General features: G+C 38.1%; 31 protein-coding genes. 14 read left to right on the top strand and 17 right to left on the bottom strand.

Translation table 11 applies throughout. The features are described from left to right. Positions 1 to 522: 522 nt before the first annotated feature. Together B3D98_RS03985 and B3D98_RS03980 are read right to left on the bottom strand one after the other, a co-directional pair. Positions 523 to 969, bottom strand: a complete 447-nt coding sequence (locus B3D98_RS03985) for a GNAT family N-acetyltransferase (RefSeq protein WP_288580790.1) — start codon at positions 967 to 969, stop codon at positions 523 to 525. Between the two features lie 212 nt (positions 970 to 1,181). Next, positions 1,182 to 1,667 carry a DUF2975 domain-containing protein gene (locus tag B3D98_RS03980; RefSeq protein ID WP_048393816.1) on the bottom strand — a complete coding sequence of 162 codons (486 nt, stop codon included), beginning with the start codon at positions 1,665 to 1,667 and terminating at the stop codon, positions 1,182 to 1,184. 239 nt (positions 1,668 to 1,906) lie between these two features. On the opposite strand from B3D98_RS03980, the gene B3D98_RS03975 reads away from it, so the two are divergent. Next, positions 1,907 to 2,725, top strand: coding sequence for a MerR family transcriptional regulator (locus B3D98_RS03975; protein WP_048393818.1), 819 nt, complete (start codon positions 1,907 to 1,909; stop codon positions 2,723 to 2,725). Between the two features lie 17 nt (positions 2,726 to 2,742). After that, positions 2,743 to 3,927, top strand: coding sequence for an MFS transporter (locus B3D98_RS03970; protein WP_054549397.1), 1,185 nt, complete (start codon positions 2,743 to 2,745; stop codon positions 3,925 to 3,927). 30 nt (positions 3,928 to 3,957) lie between these two features. On the opposite strand, the gene B3D98_RS03965 is transcribed toward B3D98_RS03970, so the two are convergent. The 4 genes from B3D98_RS03965 to B3D98_RS03950 all read right to left on the bottom strand — a co-directional run bounded on the left by B3D98_RS03965 (position 3,958) and on the right by B3D98_RS03950 (position 6,942). After that, positions 3,958 to 4,296 (bottom strand): PhzF family phenazine biosynthesis protein, encoded by a 339-nt coding sequence (locus B3D98_RS03965; RefSeq protein ID WP_288580781.1) that lies wholly within the window; start codon positions 4,294 to 4,296, stop codon positions 3,958 to 3,960. A gap of 150 nt (positions 4,297 to 4,446) precedes the next feature. Beyond that, the gene (locus tag B3D98_RS03960) at positions 4,447 to 5,124 is read right to left on the bottom strand and encodes an ABC transporter ATP-binding protein (protein WP_054549398.1); all 678 of its coding nucleotides are present in this window, start codon (positions 5,122 to 5,124) and stop codon (positions 4,447 to 4,449) included. After that, positions 5,125 to 6,249 (bottom strand): ABC transporter permease, encoded by a 1,125-nt coding sequence (locus tag B3D98_RS03955; protein ID WP_054549399.1) that lies wholly within the window; start codon positions 6,247 to 6,249, stop codon positions 5,125 to 5,127. It lies immediately after the preceding gene. Between the two features lie 126 nt (positions 6,250 to 6,375). Next, positions 6,376 to 6,942 carry a TetR/AcrR family transcriptional regulator gene (locus tag B3D98_RS03950; protein WP_048393822.1) on the bottom strand — a complete coding sequence of 189 codons (567 nt, stop codon included), beginning with the start codon at positions 6,940 to 6,942 and terminating at the stop codon, positions 6,376 to 6,378. Positions 6,943 to 7,312: 370 nt separating this feature from the next. Here B3D98_RS03950 and B3D98_RS03945 point away from each other — a divergent pair, with 370 nt between their 5' ends. From B3D98_RS03945 to B3D98_RS03935, 3 genes are all read left to right on the top strand, one after another. Beyond that, positions 7,313 to 7,858 (top strand): DUF7010 family protein, encoded by a 546-nt coding sequence (locus B3D98_RS03945; protein ID WP_048393824.1) that lies wholly within the window; start codon positions 7,313 to 7,315, stop codon positions 7,856 to 7,858. 127 nt (positions 7,859 to 7,985) lie between these two features. Then, complete coding sequence (locus B3D98_RS03940) at positions 7,986 to 8,435, top strand: DinB family protein (protein ID WP_288580775.1); 450 nt, start codon at positions 7,986 to 7,988, stop codon at positions 8,433 to 8,435. Positions 8,436 to 8,486: 51 nt separating this feature from the next. Beyond that, positions 8,487 to 8,957, top strand: coding sequence for a hypothetical protein (locus tag B3D98_RS03935; RefSeq protein WP_054549403.1), 471 nt, complete (start codon positions 8,487 to 8,489; stop codon positions 8,955 to 8,957). A 36-nt stretch (positions 8,958 to 8,993) separates the two neighbouring features. On the opposite strand, the gene B3D98_RS03930 is transcribed toward B3D98_RS03935, so the two are convergent. Continuing rightward, on the bottom strand, positions 8,994 to 9,410 hold the full coding sequence (locus B3D98_RS03930; RefSeq protein WP_048393829.1) for a GNAT family N-acetyltransferase: 417 nt from the start codon (positions 9,408 to 9,410) through the stop codon (positions 8,994 to 8,996). 213 nt (positions 9,411 to 9,623) lie between these two features. Between B3D98_RS03930 and B3D98_RS03925 the strand changes: the two genes are divergently transcribed. Both B3D98_RS03925 and B3D98_RS03920 read left to right on the top strand, forming a co-directional pair. Further along, a complete protein-coding gene (locus B3D98_RS03925; RefSeq protein ID WP_054549404.1) occupies positions 9,624 to 10,496 on the top strand; it encodes a DMT family transporter in 873 nt (290 codons plus the stop codon). Positions 10,497 to 10,845: 349 nt separating this feature from the next. After that, entirely contained in the window at positions 10,846 to 11,349 is a 504-nt protein-coding gene (locus B3D98_RS03920; protein WP_279494754.1) for a DinB family protein, read from the top strand. Positions 11,350 to 11,411: 62 nt separating this feature from the next. On the opposite strand, the gene B3D98_RS03915 is transcribed toward B3D98_RS03920, so the two are convergent. Next, positions 11,412 to 12,212 (bottom strand): SDR family NAD(P)-dependent oxidoreductase, encoded by an 801-nt coding sequence (locus B3D98_RS03915; RefSeq protein ID WP_279494753.1) that lies wholly within the window; start codon positions 12,210 to 12,212, stop codon positions 11,412 to 11,414. Positions 12,213 to 12,389: 177 nt separating this feature from the next. Here B3D98_RS03915 and B3D98_RS03910 point away from each other — a divergent pair, with 177 nt between their 5' ends. Next, a complete protein-coding gene (locus B3D98_RS03910; RefSeq protein ID WP_279494752.1) occupies positions 12,390 to 12,764 on the top strand; it encodes a hypothetical protein in 375 nt (124 codons plus the stop codon). A gap of 316 nt (positions 12,765 to 13,080) precedes the next feature. Continuing rightward, positions 13,081 to 13,272 (top strand): hypothetical protein, encoded by a 192-nt coding sequence (locus B3D98_RS03905; RefSeq protein ID WP_048393836.1) that lies wholly within the window; start codon positions 13,081 to 13,083, stop codon positions 13,270 to 13,272. Between the two features lie 45 nt (positions 13,273 to 13,317). Here B3D98_RS03905 and B3D98_RS03900 read toward each other — a convergent pair whose 3' ends face one another. From B3D98_RS03900 to B3D98_RS03875, 6 genes are all read right to left on the bottom strand, one after another. After that, on the bottom strand, positions 13,318 to 13,530 hold the full coding sequence (locus tag B3D98_RS03900; protein WP_004228585.1) for a hypothetical protein: 213 nt from the start codon (positions 13,528 to 13,530) through the stop codon (positions 13,318 to 13,320). A 35-nt stretch (positions 13,531 to 13,565) separates the two neighbouring features. After that, positions 13,566 to 14,117, bottom strand: coding sequence for a DUF1697 domain-containing protein (locus B3D98_RS03895; protein WP_103117972.1), 552 nt, complete (start codon positions 14,115 to 14,117; stop codon positions 13,566 to 13,568). A 94-nt stretch (positions 14,118 to 14,211) separates the two neighbouring features. Continuing rightward, positions 14,212 to 15,249, bottom strand: a complete 1,038-nt coding sequence (locus tag B3D98_RS03890) for a threonine aldolase family protein (RefSeq protein ID WP_288580763.1) — start codon at positions 15,247 to 15,249, stop codon at positions 14,212 to 14,214. A 622-nt stretch (positions 15,250 to 15,871) separates the two neighbouring features. Beyond that, the gene (locus B3D98_RS03885) at positions 15,872 to 16,054 is read right to left on the bottom strand and encodes a hypothetical protein (RefSeq protein WP_227744851.1); all 183 of its coding nucleotides are present in this window, start codon (positions 16,052 to 16,054) and stop codon (positions 15,872 to 15,874) included. A 71-nt stretch (positions 16,055 to 16,125) separates the two neighbouring features. Next, the gene (locus B3D98_RS03880) at positions 16,126 to 16,680 is read right to left on the bottom strand and encodes an integrase (RefSeq protein WP_288580761.1); all 555 of its coding nucleotides are present in this window, start codon (positions 16,678 to 16,680) and stop codon (positions 16,126 to 16,128) included. Between the two features lie 179 nt (positions 16,681 to 16,859). Beyond that, positions 16,860 to 17,249 (bottom strand): KGG domain-containing protein, encoded by a 390-nt coding sequence (locus B3D98_RS03875; protein ID WP_414674035.1) that lies wholly within the window; start codon positions 17,247 to 17,249, stop codon positions 16,860 to 16,862. A gap of 226 nt (positions 17,250 to 17,475) precedes the next feature. Between B3D98_RS03875 and B3D98_RS03870 the strand changes: the two genes are divergently transcribed. From B3D98_RS03870 to B3D98_RS03855, 4 genes are all read left to right on the top strand, one after another. Further along, positions 17,476 to 18,096 (top strand): hypothetical protein, encoded by a 621-nt coding sequence (locus B3D98_RS03870; RefSeq protein ID WP_216486892.1) that lies wholly within the window; start codon positions 17,476 to 17,478, stop codon positions 18,094 to 18,096. A gap of 165 nt (positions 18,097 to 18,261) precedes the next feature. Next, positions 18,262 to 18,969 (top strand): DNA alkylation repair protein, encoded by a 708-nt coding sequence (locus tag B3D98_RS03865; RefSeq protein ID WP_216486894.1) that lies wholly within the window; start codon positions 18,262 to 18,264, stop codon positions 18,967 to 18,969. A 141-nt stretch (positions 18,970 to 19,110) separates the two neighbouring features. Continuing rightward, complete coding sequence (locus tag B3D98_RS03860; protein ID WP_054549411.1) at positions 19,111 to 19,602, top strand: DUF2975 domain-containing protein; 492 nt, start codon at positions 19,111 to 19,113, stop codon at positions 19,600 to 19,602. Positions 19,603 to 19,731: 129 nt separating this feature from the next. Then, positions 19,732 to 20,340, top strand: a complete 609-nt coding sequence (locus B3D98_RS03855; RefSeq protein ID WP_054549412.1) for a copper amine oxidase N-terminal domain-containing protein — start codon at positions 19,732 to 19,734, stop codon at positions 20,338 to 20,340. Between the two features lie 44 nt (positions 20,341 to 20,384). Here the strand turns inward: B3D98_RS03855 and B3D98_RS03850 are convergent, their stop codons facing one another. After that, positions 20,385 to 20,669 carry a hypothetical protein gene (locus B3D98_RS03850; RefSeq protein WP_048393855.1) on the bottom strand — a complete coding sequence of 95 codons (285 nt, stop codon included), beginning with the start codon at positions 20,667 to 20,669 and terminating at the stop codon, positions 20,385 to 20,387. Positions 20,670 to 20,775: 106 nt separating this feature from the next. Continuing rightward, positions 20,776 to 21,552, bottom strand: coding sequence for an N-acetylmuramoyl-L-alanine amidase (locus tag B3D98_RS03845; RefSeq protein ID WP_048393857.1), 777 nt, complete (start codon positions 21,550 to 21,552; stop codon positions 20,776 to 20,778). 369 nt (positions 21,553 to 21,921) lie between these two features. On the opposite strand from B3D98_RS03845, the gene B3D98_RS03840 reads away from it, so the two are divergent. Then, positions 21,922 to 22,842, top strand: a complete 921-nt coding sequence (locus tag B3D98_RS03840) for an aminoglycoside phosphotransferase family protein (protein WP_288580754.1) — start codon at positions 21,922 to 21,924, stop codon at positions 22,840 to 22,842. On the opposite strand, the gene B3D98_RS03835 is transcribed toward B3D98_RS03840, so the two are convergent. Continuing rightward, positions 22,828 to 23,640, bottom strand: coding sequence for a DnaD domain protein (locus B3D98_RS03835; protein WP_048393860.1), 813 nt, complete (start codon positions 23,638 to 23,640; stop codon positions 22,828 to 22,830). The genes B3D98_RS03840 and B3D98_RS03835 overlap by 15 nt on opposite strands. Positions 23,641 to 23,661 lie beyond the last annotated feature (21 nt).

Here is a 23,661-nt window from a genome sequence, read left to right as displayed (position 1 = left end):
CCGACACTTTTAGAATTCTATCCTGCTATTCGAGGGCTATCCCTCACTTTGAGCGTTCTATCAGCTACTTTTTCAGTTTTATCCTCCACTTTTAGAATTCTATCCTGCTATTTGAGGGTTATCCCTCACTTTGAGCGTTCTATCCGCTACTTTTTCAGTTTTATCCTCCACTTTTAGGATTCTATCCTTCTACTTGAGGGCTATCCTTCACTTTGAGCGTTCTATCCGCTATTTTTTTAGTTTTATCCTCCACTTTAAGCGTTCTATCCGCTACTTTTTCAGTTTTATCCTCCACTTTTAGAATTCTATCCTGCTATTCGAGGGTTATCCTTCACTTTGAGCGTTCTATCCACTACTTTTTCAGTTTTATCCTCCACTTTTAGAATTCTATCCTGCTATTTGAGGGCTATCCCTCACTTTAAGCGTTCTATCCGCTACTTTTTCAGTTTTATCCTCTACTTTTAGAAATCTATCCTGCTATTTGAGGGTTATCCTCCTCTTTAAACGCAAGGTGTCTGATAATTACAGCCTTTTATATAGCATTTCTATATGTTCTATTCCATCTTCTAAATAAACTTCTGATGTCTTTTCAAATCCGAAGCCCTCATAGAATTTTAGCAAATATGCCTGCGCAGAAATGCGGATTGCGTCTTCTCCAATATCATCTAGAATATAATCAATTGCTCTTTTAACCATTTCCAGAGACAATCCCTTTTTTCTGTAGGTTTGCTTTGTTAACACTCTTCCGATTGCTGCTTCTTGATATGCTATTCCTTTGGGTAGAATTCTTAAATACCCAACTACCTCTCCTTGGTCTTCACCAAATAAATGATAAGCATTTTCGTCTTTTGAATCTAGATCCTGATAGACACATTCTTGCTCTACAACAAAAACTTCCGCACGAACCTTCAGTATCTCATATAGTTCTTTTACGGTTAATTCATCAAATTTTTTTATCTTCCAATCCACTTTTATAGCCTCCTATACTATTCAATTTCATAAAGTATAGCAAAAGTAGAATAAAAGTGGATCAGCCCCCTTAAAAGATTAAACTACATATCTATCTAGAAATTTACTTGCGTTACTATTAAACTTCCATAGGATTCCGAATTCTAAATGATATGTTCTCCATCTCTTCTATGAGCAGTTTTCGTTTGGCTAATATCACCATATCATCCATCTCAGACCGTTAAATCATTTTCTAATTTTATATTCGTCACTTCTTGTAGAAGCCGCTGGAGGACAGCCGCAAAAATGGCTATAACTAGTGAGACAAAAATGATGAGGAGTCCCACTATTCCAAAAGGAGGATCCATTTTGTTTGTTATAAAATGAAAAAGTGGTGAAGCTAATAGGTGCAAGCCACTGATTATTATCGCACACCACTTTATGTACTTTAATGCTTTTACAGATAATTCCGAGAAAGCTGTATTCGCTTCAATGTACCGTAAAAGATTAAAAGCCTGATAGAGAGCAATGTAAAAAGGTACAGCCGATCCATACATCACAATGAAAATGAGATAATTCATTGGGTAAAAATTCGGATACAAACTCGATGCGAAATGAGCCATAGGAGGTACAAAAAATATACATAGGGCAAGAATGGCCATCCCAGCCAGAAGAATTATTACCTTTAAAAAAGATGTTAAACCTGGTTTAACATTCATTGAAAGCACCTCACTTATTTAATGACATTATAAATTTAACACGAAATTTATTGATTAACAATAAATAATAATTGTTTTTAATTATATTATTATTGTTATTTATATATTTAACATTCATTGAAATATTCACAAGAGCCTTACTACATTAGATTGTAGTAAGGTTATTTAAAAAGCATTTGACTTTCCCCTGCACAGGAAACTGTATACTTGCATTAAGTTATTAGATTGGAGGTGATATTTTGTTTAAAATCAGTGAATTTTCTAGGCTAAGCAAAGTATCCTTAAAAACATTGCGCTATTATGATCAGATTGGCATATTAAAGCCGAGAAAGGTGGACCATGATACTTGCTACCGATACTATTCAGCAGACCAGCTACTAGAGCTCAATCGGATCTTTCTCTATAAGGAATTGGGGTTTACCTTGCCACAAATTATACGTTTGCTCCACGAAGATATTTCGTTAAAAGATATACAAGGGATGTTTAAGCTGAAAAAAAGTGAGATTCAACATATTATCCAGACGGAACAGGCCAAGCTTGCACGAATTGAAGAACGTATGCAACTTTTAGAACGAGAGGGTCAGGTGGAATCAGATCAAGAAATCCGCATCAAGGCAGTGGATGCTCAGCAATTCCTTTCTTTGAAAGCACGCGGGAGAGAAGAAGATATTCCAGATCTGTTTCGTACATTTAATCAATTACTCACAAAGGAAATGCGCCAATTAGCTCAAAGTCCTCAGGTTGTTTTATGGAAAGAAATAGAGGAGAAAGAAGACGAGTTTGAATTTGAAGTCGGCTATTTTTTAACCAAGGAGCTTTCATCATTCCCTGACACATTTCAACTACGGACTCTTCCTCCTGAGCCAATGATGGCCACAATGACCTTTCGTTCAGATTCTAACTTTGCTTGTACAGCCTGTGTTGATTTAGCTAACTGGATTGTAGAAAATAACTATCAAGTCAAGGAAAACGAACCAGGTAGAGAAATCTATTTACCATTATCTACAACCCAAAACGTCCAATTAATGGAGATACAAATACCTATTATAAATAGCTGAAGGAAGCGTGAATTGAGTTGAAAAATAAGCTGATTATCTATGTTTTATCACTCATTGTTTTTCTAATCGGAACCGTTGAGTACATTATTACAGGCGTTATTGAAATGATTGCCGTCGACTTTGGAGTAACGATTTCAGAAGCTGGGTTATTAGTGACTTTATTTGCCCTAGCAGCAGCCATTTTCGCTCCAATTCTCATTGCGCTCACGATCAATGTGGATCGCAAAAAGTTGCTTATGGCTACCGTTAGTGTGTTCATTATTAGTAACGGATTCATGTTTATCGCCTCTTCTTTTGAGTACGCACTAGGGATACGAATTATTCAAGGGGTTAGCGGAGGAATTGCTACAGTGGTAGCCATGGCAGTAGCTACTCGATTAGTTGAAAAAGAACGAAGAGGCCGTGCTATCGGCATCATTTTGATGGGACTAAGTAGTTCGCTCGTGCTGGGTGTTCCAATTGGCACATTTTTTAGCGAAATATTTGGATGGAGAGTTTTATTTATGTTGATCGGTTTATTAACCATTCTTCCACTGCTTATCATCTATAAAAAAATTCCAGTTATCAAGGAGGAAGAAGCTGTTACACTCAGGTCGCAGCTTTCGATTTTAAAAGATTCAAAAATTCTAACTGCCCTGGCGATTACTTTATTTTATGTCGGTGGCTACGCTACCCTATTTACTTATATTACGCCTTTCTTGCAAGCCACATCCCCTCTTTCTATGACTGAAATTAGTGGCATTCTATTTTTAGCTGGCATCTGTAGCTTTCTTGGCTCAAGAGTGGGCGGGCAATTGGCTGATGCAAAGGGTTCGCGTTTTACCATTTGTTTTGGATTGCTGTTACAAGCAGTAACGCTCCTCTTATTCGCACTAGCTGGTATCAATCTCTTTGTATTGATCTTGATTTTAATGATTTTTATGGTAGCAACTTGGAGTATTTCTCCTGCCCAGCAGCTCCTTCTTGTTACACTAGTACCTCGAAATCCAGACATTGCCCTAAGCATAAATACCTCCTTTATCCAATTCGGTTTTGCACTGGGGTCTGCATTAGGCGGGTTTGTCATCAGTCATACCTCTGTCCTAAATTTGAATTGGGTCGGTTTTGGTACTGTAAGCATGGCTTTATTCCTTGCTATCTGGCTATTCCAAAAATTGAATAGTAGAGTTGAAACCCCTATTATTACTAAAGTCAAATATTAATTTTTTTATCCTAATTTTTTTATCCTACCTTTATATTGAAAATGGCATATTCAATATAAAGGTAGCTTTTCTAAATATGTACTCTTGATTAAAAACATTTATATTTAAAAAATAACAGGTAAAAGCCCCATTGGATATACCTGTGGCAGCTTCCTCATCAATGCAATAGAGTGAGCAAAAGTTTCGGCTCTCTGCTATTCCTTCCTTTGTATCAGGCATAAACGCATGAAATCCGCCTTTATTATGCAGCCTAGCATACTCCGTTATGGCATCAAAATCAGGCTTTAAAGCATACAGATTATTGTAGTGTTCCATCCCAAAGACCTGCGTAGTAGTTTTTGAAGAGGCTTGATAAACGTGCATAATCATCAAATGTTTTTCCTAGCTTAGGTTGATCGTTTAAACAATAAAAATCATTTAATATTCCTTTCTATAACGAAAAGGACTCGCACTTTTACTGACACAAAAGCACGAGTCCTTTTTGATGAAAGCTAAATACCAGCCTTTATTTTGTGTTGATTAAGATTGTTGCGTGAGCACGCCATCTTCCATACGGTATACATGGTCACAGAACTGTAGCATTCGTTCATCATGGGTTACCATTATGGCAGCTTTATTACGTTCTTTTGCTTCTTTGGCAAGAAGCTTTACGACTTCAAGTGCCCGTTTAGAGTCAAGGCTAGCAGTTGGTTCATCGGCTAAAATCACTTTTGAGTTATTCATGAATGCGCGTGCAATCGCAACACGTTGACGCTCACCACCTGATAATTCATTCGGCATTTTTTTAAATTTATCACTTAAGCCAAGCTCTGTAAGTAGTTGCTTTGCAAACTCTTTATCATCTTTTGTCACTTTACCACCCATTTTTTTCACCAGTAGTAATTGATCAAGTACATTTAAGTAAGGTACTAAGTTAGATGTTTGTAAAATGAAACCAAGCTCTTTTAAACGGAAACTTGCTAATTGTTTTGCTGAAAGATGAACAATATTCCTGCCGTTAATTTCTACAGTACCCTCTGACATCTGTAATAGAGCGCCTGCAATTGAAAGTAGTGTACTTTTACCAGAACCTGATGGACCGATAATGGCTACTAGTTCCCCAGCTTCTACTTCAAGTGTTGCTTGCTTTAATGCTTGGACAGTGCTAGCGCCTTCTTTATAGCTTTTAGAAACATTTTGTAATGATAATAGCGCCATTTATTCCACTCTCCCTAATGCTGTTAATGGATCGATTTTAACGATTTGACGTACAGAAACAATTGAACTTAATAATGCAATAATTAATAAAACAATCGCATAGGTAATGATTAAGGTCGGTTCTAAGTCAAATGGCATACCCTCTGGTAAAATTTTAGCCGTTAAGTATGTGAAGACGATACCAATAACGATACCTAATACTGATAGAATCGCTACTTGTGCAACAATTGCTTTACCGATGAAACCATTGCTAGCGCCAATTGCTTTCATGACACCAAATTGTTGTGTCTTTTGCATTGTAATGACGTAGAAGAATACAGCAATAATGAATGCAGAGATTACGATACAAAAAGCGAGCATCATCATAATAGTGCCGTTTTCTTCTTTATAACCAGGCATACCGTTGATTGCTGTTTTCTTTGTAACCGTTTCAACATCTTTTACGGCTTTATCGATAGGAGATGGATCTTCTAAGTTAGGAGCCTTTAGGAAGAAAGCTTGTACAGCCTTGTCCGTATCATTATCAGAGCCAGGAGCTGCATATTGATAATCACGCCAGTTTTCCAGTACTGTGAAAATAGCAGGTAAGTGATTATAGGTTTCTCCTTTTACATAACCTACCACTTCTAATTTCATGTCAGAGTTTGCTACTAGTAAAATATCACCAATCTTGTAGCCTGCTTCTTTTAACGTATCGTTAATAACAACACCTTTTTTGTTGTCGTATGATAATTTTTCACCCTCGATTACCTCTGGCATAAAAAATGCGTCTGGCTCAACGCCTAAAAATGCGACATCTTCCTTCGAATCTGCATCTTTTGACTTTGTTTTGCCGACTGCTATTGTAGAAGCGCCAAACGCAGCGACTTTATCTACATTTTTTTGTTTTTCTAAATCATCTTGCAGATTTTCTGACAGGATCGATTTTGCGAATGTAGCCCCTGCTGTTTCTTCATAGACAACGTATTCTGCGTCGATATTTTTCAGTGTAGCGGCACTCAAAGTCGCTAAACCGTTGCCAAGTCCCGATAAAATGAACACGAGCCATGCGATTAAAATGATAATTGTGGTCATCATTACATAGCGGAACTTCGCATATTTTAATTCTTTTAGTGCTAAAAACATGATGTAGCCTCCATATTAGAAATAGAATTCATATGAGCAAAGATTGAATCCTGCTAAATATGAATTCTTTTTCATTATACACAAAAGTTACACATGTGTAACTAAAATAAGTGACATACTTGTTACTTATTTTGAAATACCATGTAAAATAAGCAGTTTGATCTCCTTTAAAAAGCTTTCTATAGGCATATTGAGATGGTTTGGCATGTCAATCAATTGAAAAATGAAGCTAAGCAAAATAAAGTTGTTACGATCTTCTGCAATTATCCCCTCTTCCTTACCCTGCTTAATTACTTGTTGAAGTGGTATGTAAAGTCCACCATGCATGTTATTTAATACTTCCTTTTTTTGCTTCACAACTAGCGATACGTCATTAATTTGTGAGGCGAATCCTAAAATTTGATGTAGGTCGCGCATATCAAACATACGAACAAGTAAGTCCTCAAGCTGTTGTTCAAATGATTGCGAAAAATTAACATTTGAAAGGTTCTCGATGCTTTTTTCCATTTGCCAAACCATAAATTGAATAATAAGTTCTTCTTTATTTGGATATTGTTTATAAATTGCGGCCCTTGATACGCCAATACTTTGTGCAAGCAAGCTCATTGTAAACCCTTGATATCCAACAGATAGCAAAAGCTGATGCGTATGATGCCAAAGGTCTTGTTCAGAAAATTTTTTATCTCGTCCCATATGATACCTCCAATATTCTACAATGCTAACATTGAGACAAAAAAAAAGCGAGTAACCTTTATACATGCATGATGTTTGAGTAAATTGCGTTTTTGTTAGAGGTAATAACCATTCTATAGAAGGTGACGACTATTTCATTTTCCAATCCCAAAATTCTCCCTAGGTACTTATAACGTAAGAAAGATAAAAGGAATGACTTTCTTTCACTAATCAACAATTTTAATAATAATCTTGGTCTTCAAGAATTTTTTAGGCAATGGATCGCAAACTTTTCTAAAAAGTTCCATTTAAAATCATCTGTGGTAAAAATAGAAATATACTGGTATATTATAGGTTATATTCTATTTATTTCATGAAGGATGGTGCGTTGATGGATAAAACACTGGAAGATTTACAAAAGGAAATGATCGTTGAAGTAAAAAAGGGATTTCCCATTTTACTTTCTGGTGCGGTTGTCTTTTTACTTTTTACTCTAATGCCCTTAGTTTTGCCAATCGAAGCAGTTCGTTTAAGTTGGATATTTGGCTTAGGTGCCATTTTCCCTATCGGTTTAGGTATTAGTAAAATTCTTGGGATTAATTTAAACGCTACTGGCAATCCTTTAGGGACGTTAGGAGGAATCGTTGCCGCTCCTCAAGCTTTTTACATACCTGTATTTATCATTGTGTATATGAACATACCTGAATATCTTCCCTTTACAATTGGTTTACTTGCAGGCTCTCATTTTCTGCCATACATATGGATTTATAAAAGTAAGGCTTATTTATTTGTGACTCTAGGCGTCTGCTTTTCTGCTCTGATTTTAGGTGGCTTCTTTGTCGATCAAGCCTTCACACTTGTACCTTTAGCCATTTCTATTGTGTATGGAATGGGCGTTCTTTTAATTCTAAGAGAACTTAAAGTCAATCCGATTTAATCACCTTCCTCTAGGTGATTTTTTTAATATTCCAGACCTCCTTCAACCGAAGAAAAAAGGATTCATTTCCTATCCCGTGCTTGTTCCTATACAATAAACCTATTAATAAATGAAAGGATGTATAGATGTGCGATTTCCATATCGTAATGATCTTAGGAAAACGTTAATACCTTACCTAAGCACACTTGATGAGACGTTTTGGTTTAAGACATCTGAGTTTTATCCAAATAATGTAGCATGGATTATTTCTCATTTATCAAGTAGCGAAGACTATTGGGTGAATGAAATTGGACTTAAAAATCCTTGTATATTAAACCTTCACGATGATTGTTCGCCAAAGGAAATACTAGATAGCTATATTCAAATTAGAAATTATACGGATGACATTCTACATACATTAGACGAATCGCAGCTCAATGAAATAGTCGAGGTGCCGAAGTTTTCCGATGGTTGGACGCCACCTTTCGTCCCTACACTTAACTGGTTGTTTCATCATGTTTACTCACATGAAGCTTACCATGTTGGGCAAATCTCTGTTATCGCGCATCTTAGTGGATTGCCAAAGCCTTTATTTTAATAAAAGGCAACGCAATGAAAGGAACAGCTTTTTAAATGGAGGAACAGTAATTTGAAAAAATTTCGTGGGAAAAGGCGTTATTTCCGTAACTTATGGCGACAAACAACCACAGAGCTATCTATTGTAGACTTTGACGAAGAAGGTTGGTTTAATTTGTGGCACACTCACCTTGATTTTTACGGGTACGGCAATGATGGTTTAAAGATAAGAAGAGAGCACATCAAAGCACATATAGCCCTATATAACCGCTTATCAGAAAGGCTCTCGACATTCGGAAAACCTTATCAAATATGGATGGAGTTTGTAGAGGAGGATGCTGGTTTGGATTCAGTTAATATCCATACACCTAATCCCGCTGAGGATAATTTCCCACTAACAATAGCAAATGTAGATTGGAATTGCCCTGTCCCCAAATTCCTTAAGGATTTAATCAACTTGAATGAGTGGAATGTAGGGCACTATAAGCAGGTGTCCACTAACAGCTATTTCATCCAGTCTAATTATAATGAAATAAAATTGTAAGGTCGGAAACCATTTGTGGGTTTCCGACCATTTCCTTTAATCCAGATATTCTTGAGCTAGTTGCTGATTTTTATAGATGGCCATACCCGTTTTCAATTTTCTAAAGCCCATTTTTGCATAAAACGGTTCATTCCCTGTTGTGGCGATTAACTGAATGCAGGATACCTCCCTTAACTGTGCGATCATATCCTCTAGAAGTAAACGAGCAATCCCTGTGCCTTGATAGGCTTGATGCACAACCACATCGTAAATGGCGGCATTAAATACGCCATCTGACAAAGCTCTAGCAAAGCCCACTATTTTTCCATCAACCACGGCGAAAACTTGATGTGTGCTTGCATCGAAAACTTGTTTGATAATCTGTTCATCATGTTTCATCCACCCTACAGATTGATAGACCTCCTTTATGGTTGGCAAATCCTTCTCTTCCATCTCGTATTGAAGTATTACCATTTACATCCCCCTCTTTTTGCTTTCATGAAATCTCCCTATGAAAACGATGTGTATTCTATTATACTAATAAAAAATGACTTGAGGATGGTGGGATTATTATGATGTTTGCTCCATTATTTGAACAGGACGTACCAGCACTTCTTCTTCCTTAACGGTAGAAGCGCTTTTTCTCCGTTAAGGGCATAGGTATCTATGAAAACGGAGGAAAAAAACATGAGAAATCTAATAATCGGTGCCATCTTTTTATCGCTTGCTGCGAGTATTTGGGGTGCCATGTATGTAGTTGTTAAAGTAGTGGTGGAGGTTGTGCCACCATTAGAGCTTGTTTGGATGCGCTATTTGATCGCGGTGATTGCACTCGGGATCATTGGGATCATGATGAGGCAATCCTGGAAAATAGCTAAAAAAGATTGGCTGATCATTTTTCTTGTTGGCCTTATTGGGAACACGATTTCAATTGTGACACAGGAAATGGGCACAATGCTATCCACCGCGCAGATGGGGGCAATTATTACTGCTACAACCCCTGCTTTTATGGTTGTCTTCGCCCGTTTGATTTTAAAAGAAAGCATTACGCTGAAAAAATGCTTCTCTATCACTCTTGCCACGATTGGTGTCGGGATCGTTGTAGGCAATGGTCAAATCGATGTGACACAGCAATTAGGTGGACTCTATTTACTGTTTGCTGCCTTAACGTGGGCATTGATGTCGGTATTCGTCAAAAAGGTACCAAGCCATTACTCACAAATTGTTGTCACAACCTATACATCTATGATTGCCGTGATGTTATTGACCCCTTTTGTCCTTCCAAGGTTAAAGAATTTAGATCTGGCAAGTGTTTTACAACCGACCATTTCAGGCGGCTTGCTTTACTTAGGCATTATCTCAACAGCTGGTGGTTTTTTATTGTGGAATAAAGGGCTTCAACTAATGAATGCGTCTAGTGGCGGCTTATTTTTCTTCTTTCAACCAATTGTTGGCACATTTTTAGGCTGGCTCTTATTGGGAGAGACGATTGGGCTTTCCTTTTGGATAGGCTCCCTATTAATTTTTAGTGGCGTTTTTATTGTCATTCGAGACGAATAAATCGAAGTGCGTTTCTATGTTAGATAGAGACGCACTTTTTATGTTGGCTCAGCTTATGGTCATTGAACGTCTTGTTGACACATATATTGCAAATGCCTAAAGGAGTTGATATTCTGAACATCTTTTTAGATAACTTAAAGGATTTTACTTTATTAATTTTTTTACTTGCTAGTATGATCTATTGTCGACAGCTTAAATTAACGAGGTGGCAACGAAAATTATCGATTGGTGAATGGAGCATGTACATCCTGCTCTCTATTGCCCTTCCCCTTTATGCAGTGCTTTATCTTGCTTTTCTTTTAGGAGCATAGGAAAATAATACATCATAGGCTATTTTTGGAGGGATTTCATGTTTCAAACAATCGATCATTTTTTACAGTCTTGGGCATTTGAAGCCGCTGCTACGCAAAAATTACTTAATAACCTTACAGATGAATCGCTACATCAGGCAATCACTCCCGAAAACTGGACTTTAGGACGGGTTGCTTGGCACACGGTTACTGCAATTCGAATTATTACCTTGAATTCGAATTTAGCGTTTGAAGCCCCAGCAAAGGATTTTCCAGTTCCTACTTCTGCTCAGTTCATTGCAGATGGCTATCACCAAGCGAGTGAAGCCTTTGTGGAAGCGATACAATCGCAATGGACTGACAAGACAATGACTGAAACGATTGAATTTATTGGTCAACAAATGCCCAATGGTTCCCTGTTATTATTTTTACTACAGCATCAAAGTCATCATCGCGGTCAAATGACGGTTCTGATGCGTCAGGCTGGTTTAACTGTTCCAGGTATTTATGGTCCAGCGAAAGAGGAATGGGCTCAGTTTGGGTTGGAAGCTCCTCAAATGTAGCTAAGCTTGTGCCAAATAATAAAGAGGTTGTCTATTTTAAGACAACCTCTTTTATTTATTGACTATAAAGATGCTAGCCAGTTATTAGTATCAGCGATGGTTGGGTTAGCGAGGTAATGTCCGCCTTCAATTTGCAGTGTTTGGCCCGTCATAAATTTTGATTCGTCAGAGGCTAAAAATACAACTGCATGGCCAATATCATCCGCTTCTCCATGATATGGTAGCGCATTAAATTTCGCATAAATGGCCAGCATTTCTTCTGGCATATTGTTTTTCGCGGCAGGTGTTAATATAAGACCTGGTGCAACCGCATTACAACGGATATGATCCTTCCCAAATTGTGTGGCAATGTTTCTCGTCATATTCACCACACCTGCTTTTGTTGCCCCATAGGCTGTACGTATTTGGTCACTGGCGAATGCAGCCATAGAAGCCGTATTAATAATTGAGCCCCCGCCCGCTTTTTGCATATGTGGAATGGCAAAACGACTTCCTAGTAATATGGATTTTAAATTCACATTGACTAAGCGGTCCCACTCATCTAAATCAATATTTAATATATCTAAATCTTTCTTCAGGTTAGTTAGACCAACATTATTAAAGAGCACCGTTAATGAGCCGTATCGTTCTACAGTGAAGTTCACGGCCGCTTCAATGGAGGAAGCATTCCCTGCATCAAGGAAAACGGCTGCTGCCTCATACCCATTATTGACTAAAGTTGCTGCTGCTTCTTTAGCACCCTCTACATTAAAATCAGCAATGACTACTTTTGCGCCCTCTTTTGCTAACAAGCTAGCTGCTGATAAACCAATACCAGAAGCTCCACCTGTCACTAATGCCACTTTATTTTTTACTCGATTCATCTTCAATTCCTCCTTCAAATTACACGAAAAAGAGCAAATCAGCTCTCCTGACGTAAAATAGTTTAACATTAAACTATTTATTTTTAAACTAATATCCTTAAATGTGAACACGTATATTTACATCCTGAATCGAAATACTTATATATAAAGTGCTATTTAAATAAGGACGTGCAAGCAATGCTAAAGAAAATTACTTTTTCACTATGTATTTTTTTAATTAACCACACCATTGAACATGCAAGTGCGCATCCTCTGCCACCCACTTTTGAGGAAAAATTTGATGAAGCAGGCTATCAATCAGTAGAAGCGGCTGTGAAGGAATTTGAACAGCATTATAGTAAGGTCAAACTCCCAACTGTTATACCCCCGTTTTCCATCACACATAAGTTTGGTCGATTTTACAAAGATCATCAATATGGCATGAATGATTCACTTAACATTCTCTATGTTCATAACGAAATGAAACAGCATATTTTTAAAATTGATATTCGACCTATTCAACCGAAAGTGAGCTTTTCAGGAAAAGCATATACACTGCAAGATGGTCGTTAGGGAATTTATTTTGAGCACCTGCTTTTTAACTTCTTTGTTTTTGAAGAAAGCAATTTACAATATCTTCTTGGCATTTATAAAGATAGCACGAATCAGGAAACACCCAATCTTTTCGTTCAAATAGCCAATTCGATAAAGTCAAATGAAGTCGCAACATTTATATATTTTCCTTCATCTATACAATGAATAAGTTGTTATGCTATAATACTTTAGAAAACCTCAAGGGGTATCAACCAATTCTGAGCTACAGTGATGCATATCGCTGTAGTTTTTTCTATGCTATAATTTCCTTAAACTTACATTACGAGGTGAGAATATGGAAACAAATACATATAGTTGTAAAGCCTGTGGCAGTCAATCTTTTTCTGAAGGGAAATTAGATGGCTATGCTGCTTTAAGACCCGTGAATACCATCTTTTCCTCAGGTTCACCCCTTATTTTCACTGTCTGTACCCAATGTGGAGAAATTGCCTCTATTAAAGCCACAAAACCTGAAAAGTTTAAGTAAAAAAAAAGAGAGCATCATTTCAATAATGAAATTTGCTCTCTTGCTTTATGTTTCTTTATTATTCTTCTTTCTCCATTGATACGGCTTTTTGGACCAATTCCACATCCAAACAAAGATATAAATGATGACCATTGTGATGACCATCATCGTCACATTTTCTCCCCATGCAATCGGCTCATGCTTCCTCCATTGATTCATTGTTCTAACAATGAAGTACAAAAAAGGATAAATAAAATAACCTACTTGATCCCGTCGCATTCAAACACGCCTCCTTATAGAAAAGATGAGTTTCCCTACTCACCAATCATTGTCGCAAGCTTCATCATCGTTTTCCAATTGCGAGCTGTAGCGGGCACCTCTAGCTTAGGCAGTTGTTGACTAAGCTTGGCATTGCGAATGCTATCGTGAAATAACAGATAGACATCTCTCCCCTTGATAATGCAGCGCTCTTTTTCACTTACATATTGTAATAACTTAGCTCCGTTCTCTTCAGTTGGAACTGTTGAAAGTAGTGCAACATGGAGACTTTCCCCTGTAGCTGTAGCACTTGCATCTGCTAAGTCTTGTTCTGAGAAAGGACAATTGTTCACAATAGAGCGGAATTCTTCAGCTGTACGGATAATTACTGTACTCGTGATAGTGAAGGTACTTTGGATGGTCTCTTGAATTTGCTGTTGCAAAAATTCTTCTGATTCACTCGATTCAAACAGGATATTGCCACTTTGAATATATGTCCGAATGTTTTGGAGCCCCAGTGGTTGCAGCGCGTCTCTCAATTCAGCCATTTTTAATTTATTGTGCCCACCTACATTAATACCTCTTAAAAGTGCTACGTATTTAGTCATTCGCTTCCACCTTTCCTGTTATCTATAGTATAGCAAGAGTTAGGGAATAATAGGAAAAAACTGCACCCTTTGACGGAAGGTGCAGCTTGATTGATTATATTAAACGGTAGATGTCGTCTATTAAACGATCCACATTTTCTTTGGTCGTAGCCCAGCTTGTGCAAAAGCGCACAACCGTATGGGTATCATCGTATGCTTCCCAAATGGAGAAGGAATATTTTTCTTCTAACGTTGGAAGTAGATGGTTTGGTAAAATTGGAAATTGCTGATTCGTTTTTGAATCATAGCGCATTGCGAAGCCTTTATCGAGAAATGCCTGTCGTATAAGCATTGCCATATCTACCGCATGATGCGAAATATCCATATAGAGCGTATCTTCAAATAGCGTTTCGAACTGAATGCCTAATAATCGACCTTTGGCAAGTAGCCCTCCTCTTTGCTTAATCATGTAGCGGAAATCCTTTTGGTACGCAGGATTCACGATGATGACTGCTTCTCCAAACAATGCACCCATTTTAGTACCACCAATATAAAATACATCACAAAGCTGAGCCATGTCAGCGAGAGATAAATCACTGTCTTGTGCCACTAGACCATAGCCTAAACGAGCACCATCTATAAACAGTGGTAAGTCACAGTCTCGGCAAACTTCACGTAAGGCTGTTAATTCTGCCTTACTATAGGTCGTGCCATTTTCTGTAGGGTGTGATATGTACACTAAGCCTGGCTGCACCATATGCTCATGAGTGCTATCCAGCCAGTGCGCATCATAGCAGGCTTTCACCTGTGTCGCAGTTAGTTTGCCATCATCGCTAGGTAATGTCAGTACCTTATGACCCGTTGCCTCAATAGCTCCTGTTTCATGCACCGCAATATGCCCTGTACTCGCAGCAATGACGCCCTGATGAGGACGCAAAATAGACGCTATCACGGTTGTATTCGTTTGTGTACCACCAACTAAAAAGTGAATGTCTGCCTGCTCCGCTGCAATCGCTTTTTTTATATAGGCTCTTGCTTTTTCGGAATGCTCATCCATACCATACCCTGGAGATTGTTCTTCATTTGTAGCCACTAACCGCTGCAAAATTTGTGGATGGGCACCTTCTGCATAATCATTTTCGAATCGAATCATATCAACTACTACCTCCAAATTCTCTCTATCTATTCCTCTATCTTACGCCTGTTGCTTCATTTTCGCTATATCTTAAAGAACAGTTCACAACTTCTCTAGTAACAATAGTTACTAGTGGTGAGGTGATGAAATTTTACATATGTACTTCGGAAGAGATCGGTGCAAAACAGACCTCCTCCGCTTTTGATCACGTTATAAAAAATTTGCTCTTAGTTCGATTACTTTGAATCCTCGCCAATTTACTAGCAATATCTCCATAATTCAGAATGGGCCACCTTCATTCCCCACTGGAGCCACAGGATGAGTCACTCGTAGTAGCACTAGAATCAGCACACTGTTGGCTGTCCTGGGAGGAAAGATATGCATCATTTGTTGAAAATTCGTTAGTGGAATGGATATGGTGATTGTGCTCATTTGATTTGCTGTGATTTTTATTTGCATTACTGACGATGCCTATGACAACGACAACTCCAACAAATACGATAAATAAAATCATTTATTCCAGCCCCTTTCATTCATTCTATAAATTGTAACATTAAATCAACGCTCAGTAGTACAGTTCTATGTAAAAGTGGCAATAGATAAAATAACACCACAATCGGAAATGATTGTGGTGTTTACGTTATGATTGCGATTTGCGTGTGGCAGATTTTTTTGAACGATTTCCTTCGCTCGAATTTTTCTTTTGCTCTTGTGTTAAAGCATTTTCTTCGCGCACATCTAAATCATCTGGACTTAAATCTGTCGCTAATTCCGCCAACTCTGACTGACGTTTATATTGCTTGCCCTTTGTCAAAATGATCACCTCCAAGTAGTATTACATTGCCCTATTTGGTTTGATCTATTCCCGCGACGGTATGAAATGATTATTTCTAGCTAAACTAATTGCACCATCTGCTGGTTCAAAAGATGGTGATAAGCTTGTAAATCTTGCTCATATAAACGCTGATAGGTCGCTAGGCTATGCTGTTTGATATAGTCAAAGTCCTTTTCAGGAACTAAGTGATGTGTATGGTTAAGCATCCATGCATTTTCCCAAGCCGTTTGCTCAAATTGAATATTCATTTCATGTTCTTCAATCAGCATGGCTAGTAGTTGTTCCTGACGATATATTTCTTTTAATGCGTGTTGCTTTTTCATCGTAAAGATTTCAATTGTACGTGGAAGTGACGCCTGTAATGCTTGTCGATCCACTGCATGACCTAGCTCATGAAGGGTCATTGTTTTGACATAAATTTCAAGTGAAGTTGGAAGCATTAGTTCATTTCTTGCCTCTACTAATCGTTTCGCATCAAATCCTACATAATCCCCAATAAAGTTATAGCTCATATTAATACCTGAATCATCTTGTTTTATCTTGACCGTCATGTTCACAGCCTGCACGACGGATTGAATTACCTGAAATAGTTCTTTATCTTTAAATAGTGTCATTCTCTCTATCCTCATTTCCTCTAAAAACAAATAGAAGCGGATTAAATATATACTACAATTAGGAGAAATTCAACAAATTTATCCTGTGGATTGAGAGGAACTTAACAACAAAAAAGGCGCCTGTAGTTTAAAACTACAAACGCCCTGTGTGTGAAGGGTTTCAAGCTATTTAAAAGTGATTAGTTATTATTGTTATTTCGACGATTTTGATTGCCGTTGGAGTTGTTACTACGCTGTTTACTGCGTGCTTCTCCACCTTTACGTCCTATTTCTTCATAAAAATCGTCGTCGTGCTTTTCAGAGGTAGCTTCTCCGCCTTTGCGGCCAATTTCTTCATAAAATTCTTCGTCGTGGTTTTCAGCCGTAGCTTCTCCACCTTTGCGACCAATTTCTTGATAAAATTCATGTCCATGATTTTTAGACGTAGCCTCTCCGCCTTTACGTCCAATTTCTTCATAAAAATCACGGTCATGATTTCTGGAGGTAGCTTCTCCGCCTTTACGTCCCGCTTCTTCGACAGTCATGTTTTCATTGTTGTTTCTGTTGCGATTGTTTTGCTTGTTAGCCATTTCTATTCCTCCTAAATATTTTTTTGAGCTTTTTACTAGCTCGCTATTTATATTCCCAGTCAAAACACATCTAAACATATTTTTTTAAAAAATTGATTTTCTTATTGTAATAGAACACTGTTAGGAGCTGATTGTTAACAAGCCCATCAATCATATACATGTACCCTTTCCAATATAATACTAATCTATAGTATGTCATCGATGATGAAAGAAGGGTGATGGAAAAATGACGACGCTCACAAAGCCATCTATTGGTTTAACACAATTTACAGACTTCACAATGAAGGGAAGTGCAGCAAAGACAAAGTTTGTGAAGGATATAAAATATCAGGGAGAGTACCATCCAATAAAAGATTATTGGAAAGCCTTGCGTGATGGATTAAAAAAATACCATGAACATCGTTTTAATGATACCTATTTACTCGACATCGTGGATAACGCCCTTCCTGCACGCCAGAAAAATTACCAAGAAGCCGTCAAAGCCTATATAAGATTCTTAAAAAATAAAAACGTACAGTGGTTTGAACCAGGTAAGGCGAATTGGTATTGTGACGATTTAATTGTGCGTTCCAATCCTGAGCTTGGTTTAATCATTGACGATGTGCCCTATTTAATTAAGCTGTATTTTAAAGGAAAAAATGAGCGCATCGATAAACATAAATGTCGATCTGCCCTCACTCTTCTAAAAGACTCCCACTATGCGATTGAACATCCCAACTCTGTTAAACATGCCATTTTAAACGTGCAAAAAGGTCGCTTGATTACAGATGATGATTCAACAGACTATCATCAAATTGCCCTCGAATCGGATGCAGCTCAATTTATGTTTATTTGGAATAGGCTCTAGCTAATTGGAAATAGGTACTTCCTTCAATATAAAATGACTGACAAAAATATATTCAGATATGATATTTTATATTCTAATATGATATGCTTTTAATCCATTACAAAAAGACATTCTTTATAAGATAATAAAAATAATCTAGAAAACAGAAAAAAAGGAAGTGCTATTATGAATGCTGAATTGGTGATGCAGGAGCTAGAGGCTCTTGGCAAGGAACGGACGAAAAAAATGTATATGTCAAATGGCGCCCATGAGCCGTTATTTGGTGTGGCAACAGGTGCCATGAAGCCTATTGCGAAGAAAATTAAAATCGATCAGGCTCTAGCAGAAGAGCTTTATGCTACGGGCAACTATGATGCGATGTACTTTGCTGGCATCATAGCAGATCCAAAAGCCATGACTGTGGAAGATTTTAATCGATGGATGGAGGCAGCTTATTTTTATATGCTGTCGGATTATGTAGTAGCGGTTACTTTAGCAGAGGCACCGATTGCTCAGGAGGTGGCGGATGCGTGGATTGCCAGTGGTGAGGAACTGAAAATGTCAGCGGGCTGGAGCTGCTATTGCTGGCTATTAGGGAATCGCAAGGATAGCGAATTTTCCGAGAGCAAGCTGGCTAACATGCTGGAAGTTGTGAAAAATACCATCCACGACGTACCCGAACGTACAAAATCGGCCATGAATAATTTTTTATACACAGTGGCTATTTCCTATGTGCCGCTCCACGAACAAGCAGTAGCAACCGCACAAGCGATTGGTCCTGTAGAAATGAAGCGAGACAACAAGAAAAGCACACAGCTAAATGCTTATAAAACAATTCAAAAGGAAATAGAGCGAGGCAGAATTGGCTTTAAACGTAAATATGTAAGATGTTAATCATCCCACTTAAAAGGCATCTATCCTATAAGGATGGATGTCTTTTAAAATGAAAAAACCAATGAATAATAATATATTTTTATTGAAAATCGATAAATTTTATTTTAAAATCAATATATCATTACCAGTGAGGTGTATTGTATGAAACATAAAAAGGGGTCAACCATTTTCCTAAAGAGTGTGATTATGCTGCTAGGTATCCCTGTATTAGCTTTAGGACTATTTTGGCTACCTGGGATAGCCAGTAGAGATGCAGCGGCACATCCCGAATCCTCCTATTTGTCTTATCTTTTTTTACTCTATGTGTATGCACTATGCATTCCCTATTACACGGCGTTGTATAAGGCCTATCGCCTCTTAACGAACATCGACCAGCATAAAGCGTTCTCCAAATCATCTGTACGGGCTTTGAGAACGATCAAAAATTGTGCTCTCACTATTGTAGCCGGCCTTGTGCTAGGTATTACATCAATTATGATAATGTTTACTGGCAAGGAAGATATTACAGGAATTATTACGCTGACACTTATCAGCATCTTTGTAACCAGTACGATTGCAACCTTTGCAGCCGTTCTGCATCGACTGCTCCAAAAAGCCATTGATCTCCAAAACGAAAATCAATTAACCGTATAACAAAATGGCACTACCAATCTTGACTGGTAGTGCCTTTTAATGGGTTAAAACTAATTTCCTATAAAAACATATCAAAATTCTCTTTTCAATAGTATAATAATTACATATTTTGAGAATTGGAGGATTTATATGAAGAAATTGGTTTTGTTGATGGCGATGCTTACATTATTTTTCACCACAGCCTCTATTGCGAGCGCACATCCAGGGCGTTTAGATAGCAATGGCGGTCACAACTGTTCTGACAAATCAAAGGCTAAAGGGCTTTGTTCTGGCTATCATTATCATAATGGCAATGGTGGCAATAATGCAGGGTCTTCTTCAGGCGGTCAAAGTTATGCTACGCCAGCACCTAAAGCAACGGTAGCACCTGTATTAACGAAGGTTGCTGTCTATTTAAATGACGTGAAGCAAAATTATACGCCTAGCGCTTATATGAAAAATGGCACAACCTTAGTGCCAATGAAGGCAATCTTTGAATCTCTTGGGGCAACGGTTAGCTATGATAATGCAACGAAAAAAGTAACGGCAACAAAGGACAGTAAAAAAATTGTGATTGGTGTGGGGAATAAAACGGCTTATGTTGATACAAATGGTTCTGCATCAACAATCACACTCAGCCATCCTGCTGAAATATATCAAGGTACAACAATGGTGCCTTTACGCTTTGTCAGTCAAGCACTTGGCGCAAATGTAACATTTGATGAGGCAGCACTTGTTGTTTATATCTCAACTAAATAATGGACAAGTCTTAAGCAGTATGCTCCTACAAGGTGCTGCTTTTTTTATTGTTTCTTAAAGTTAAAATCATACTTCTTGTTGATTTTACCAGCAATCGTTTCTAGAAATAAAGCCACTGTCATATTCTCGACTTCATTTGTATACCATGCTAGCTTTGCACCATAGTTCTTTTTATTATAATTCACTTCTAATGGCCAGAAATTTTTTGTTTTATACGTATAATCAAATTTTACATAGAGTTGCTTACCATCGGGACATTCCATCACCACCTGGTATAATGGATTTTTTCTTTCTTGTTCAAATTTTACTTTTCTTATTTTGGTTAACATCAAAACCCCTCCTCTCTTCTACTACATTCGACAAAATTTTGAAAAAACCTTTATTCAATGAAAAAGGATAAAGCTCGTGATGACATAGGAGCTTTATCCTACACAATTAGTTGGCTATAAATTTGTCGTAATAGCGTTTCAGCATGGTCGCCATTTGCTCTCTTGTTAAGGCGCCTGCTGGATTCATGTTCTTACTTCCATCGCCTCGGATAATGCCTTCGCTAATAGCCCACTCCCAAGCCTCTTTATGGGCTGCTCCCACTTCTCTGCTTGTTTGTAAACTAGCTTTTTCAGCTAGTAAGCTTTTCAACGTTTCTATTTCTTGTTTTAGCTCATTATATTGTGACACTGTTAATCCCTCCTCAAGCCCATTTTTAATATCTTGCTGGAACTGTGCTTCTGTAATCCCCATACTTTTTAAATAGTCAAAAGGATCTTTGTGCGTAGTGCCTCCTAGATTTTCCGCAATCCATCGATGTGACTTAATGCCGTTGCCGCTACCATCTAAAACAGTCGGAATCCCTGCCTCTATCGCAAGCTTACGTAACAGCCAAATATAAGCCGCATAGTCCTTTTTAAATTGTTCCTTATCAGCAGTCCGTGCCAATTCCACCTGGGCATAGCTATACGGATTTCCCTTTGGTCCACAGCCATATTGCACGCGATTGACTGGGGCTACTTGTACGATTCTTCCACCACCGCCTACCCAGTGAGAAACAAAGGCATTGGCTTTATTTCGATTCATATAGGCAATTTCGTTTTCCAATGCATTTGGACCTGTATTGCTGCCATTACCTGATTCATGCGCCACAACGTATTTGACTGCCGTTAGCGCTTGATTCGGTAGCCCTGACATCATCTGTTTTTCAATAACATAACTCATGTTGCACCGTCCTTTCCTATTATTTTTAGCGACTGACGCTATGTTATTCTTTTCTTCTTTTTGGGTTTTTTAGGGTAAACAACAGATAATTAGAGGTTCCTTTTGAGGCTTATTAGCTTCTTTTCGCGCTTAAGGCTACTGCGATCGTTTCACCTCTCTTTCCTCGAAGCTATGAAGTGTGAATGTCACTAGGACATCCACTTACTATTAGTAAATGCGCGCACAAAAGTGTTTTCTAGTTAGTTGTGCTCTTTTACTATTTTTTCATTATGATTTTATAACCTCTTTTCTCGCTTCCAAGCATTGACAAAGTATTGTTTTCTGTAGTATTTTAGTTCTTCTAAAATATTGAAAGCGAGGAAAGAAAGTGTGCAGGCAGTAGAGATTATTCGTCAATTACCAAGCTTAAACGGCTATACACAGCAAGTGAAAATTAACAAAGGCTATTCACCTGATAGCAAGTATCTGGTAACAGTTGGTGAAACGCGCTATTTGGTGCGCTTGTCAGATCTAGCACATCATGACAAACGTGCAGTAGAGTTTTCCTTGCTCCAAGAGTTAGCAAAGCAGGGTGTAAGAACACATAAAGCCGTTGACTATACCTTGTTTCAGGAAGCCAACGTATCCGCAATGGTCGTTAGCTTTTTAGAAGAAACACCAGCAGATGAAATTATTCAGGAACTTTCTGACTCTGAGCAATTCCACCTTGGTCTTGCGGCGGGGAAAGAATTGAGAAAAATACATCAAGTGAGCCCTCCGCAAATAATTCATTGGGAGACAACACAGCTCAAAAAGTTTTCTACCTATTTGAAGGCATACCAACAAGATGCCTATCAACTTCCACAAGAAGCTAAACTATTGCGCTTTATTGAAACGCACTTACCACTGTTAAAGCAACGCCCCATCACCCTGCTTCATGATGATTTTCATCTCGGTCACATTATTTGTAAAGGACATACTTACAATGGGGTGATAGATTTTAATGGCTATGATGTGGGCGATCCTTATCATGACTTTTATAATCTTGCCTTGTTTAGTAGACGACAAAGTATCCCCTATTGTATTGGGCAGATTGATGGCTATTTTTCATCTTCACCAGACGATATGTTTTGGCAGTTATATGCCCTCTATGCAGCCATGACTGTCTTTTCAACCATTGTTTGGACTCGTCACTATGACCCACGCTCCTTTGACGATGCGTTGGAAAGAATTCACATGATTTTACAGGATCATGATAACTTTTCATCGATTAAGCCTTTATGGTATGCGGAGAATTTATTCACTCCGTAAGAGGGCTAAAATTTTTTGTCGTTCTGCTGCAAAATCAATTGTTGGCTGAAATTCTTGTTCCTGATCACCACGCTGCTGAAACCACTGCGGAATGATTTCCCGTCGTCTAGCTTTAGAATGTGATGACACTTGCTGCTTGTGGGCTTGAAAACGCTGCTGGTCGATAGCAATATCTGCAAGACTCTTTATGTTCTGATGGCACCAATTTTGTAAGATGCTCTCTACATACCGCCAGCGTAAAACATTATGCTCCACCGCTAGCTTCATCGCATAGATGACCATGTCCTCTGAAAAAATAGTGAGCCAGTGACGAATTTTACTAGCAATATAGGCTGTTTGTTTGCCAAAGCCTTGTTGCACATAAAAGTGGTAGGCAGTGTTAGTAGACTCCTTATCATCTTTATCTTTTAGTAATTGATTATTTAGTAAATTATTATTTAGTAGTGTGGGCTTTTCCGTCGATGGTACGACCGTTGACGAATTTCCCGTTGACGGTATAGCAGCACGTTTTGATGCTTCATAGACGAAAAATTCTACCCTACCGAACTTGCCGTCTTTTCCTCGTTCCTGTACTTTTTGAAGATAGCCCGCCTCTATGAGTTCGTCCAAAATTTTGGCTGTCGCTTCCCGCCCACATTTACTACGTATTGCTAAATCTGCAAGACTAAATGACCAATCATCTGGCAAAGACAGCATATAGGCAAGCAGACCCTTTGCTTTCCAGCTTAATTGCTCATCATTTAAAAATGCTTTATCCAAAACCACATAATTCTCCTTTTTGGCTACTCGATAAATCATGACGATCCCTCTTTCCATCTA

It is taken from the genome of Lysinibacillus sp. UBA5994 (assembly GCF_002429725.1).
GTDB classification, from domain to species: domain Bacteria; phylum Bacillota; class Bacilli; order Bacillales_A; family Planococcaceae; genus Lysinibacillus; species Lysinibacillus capsici.
This window is presented reverse-complemented; position numbering and strand designations above follow the sequence as displayed.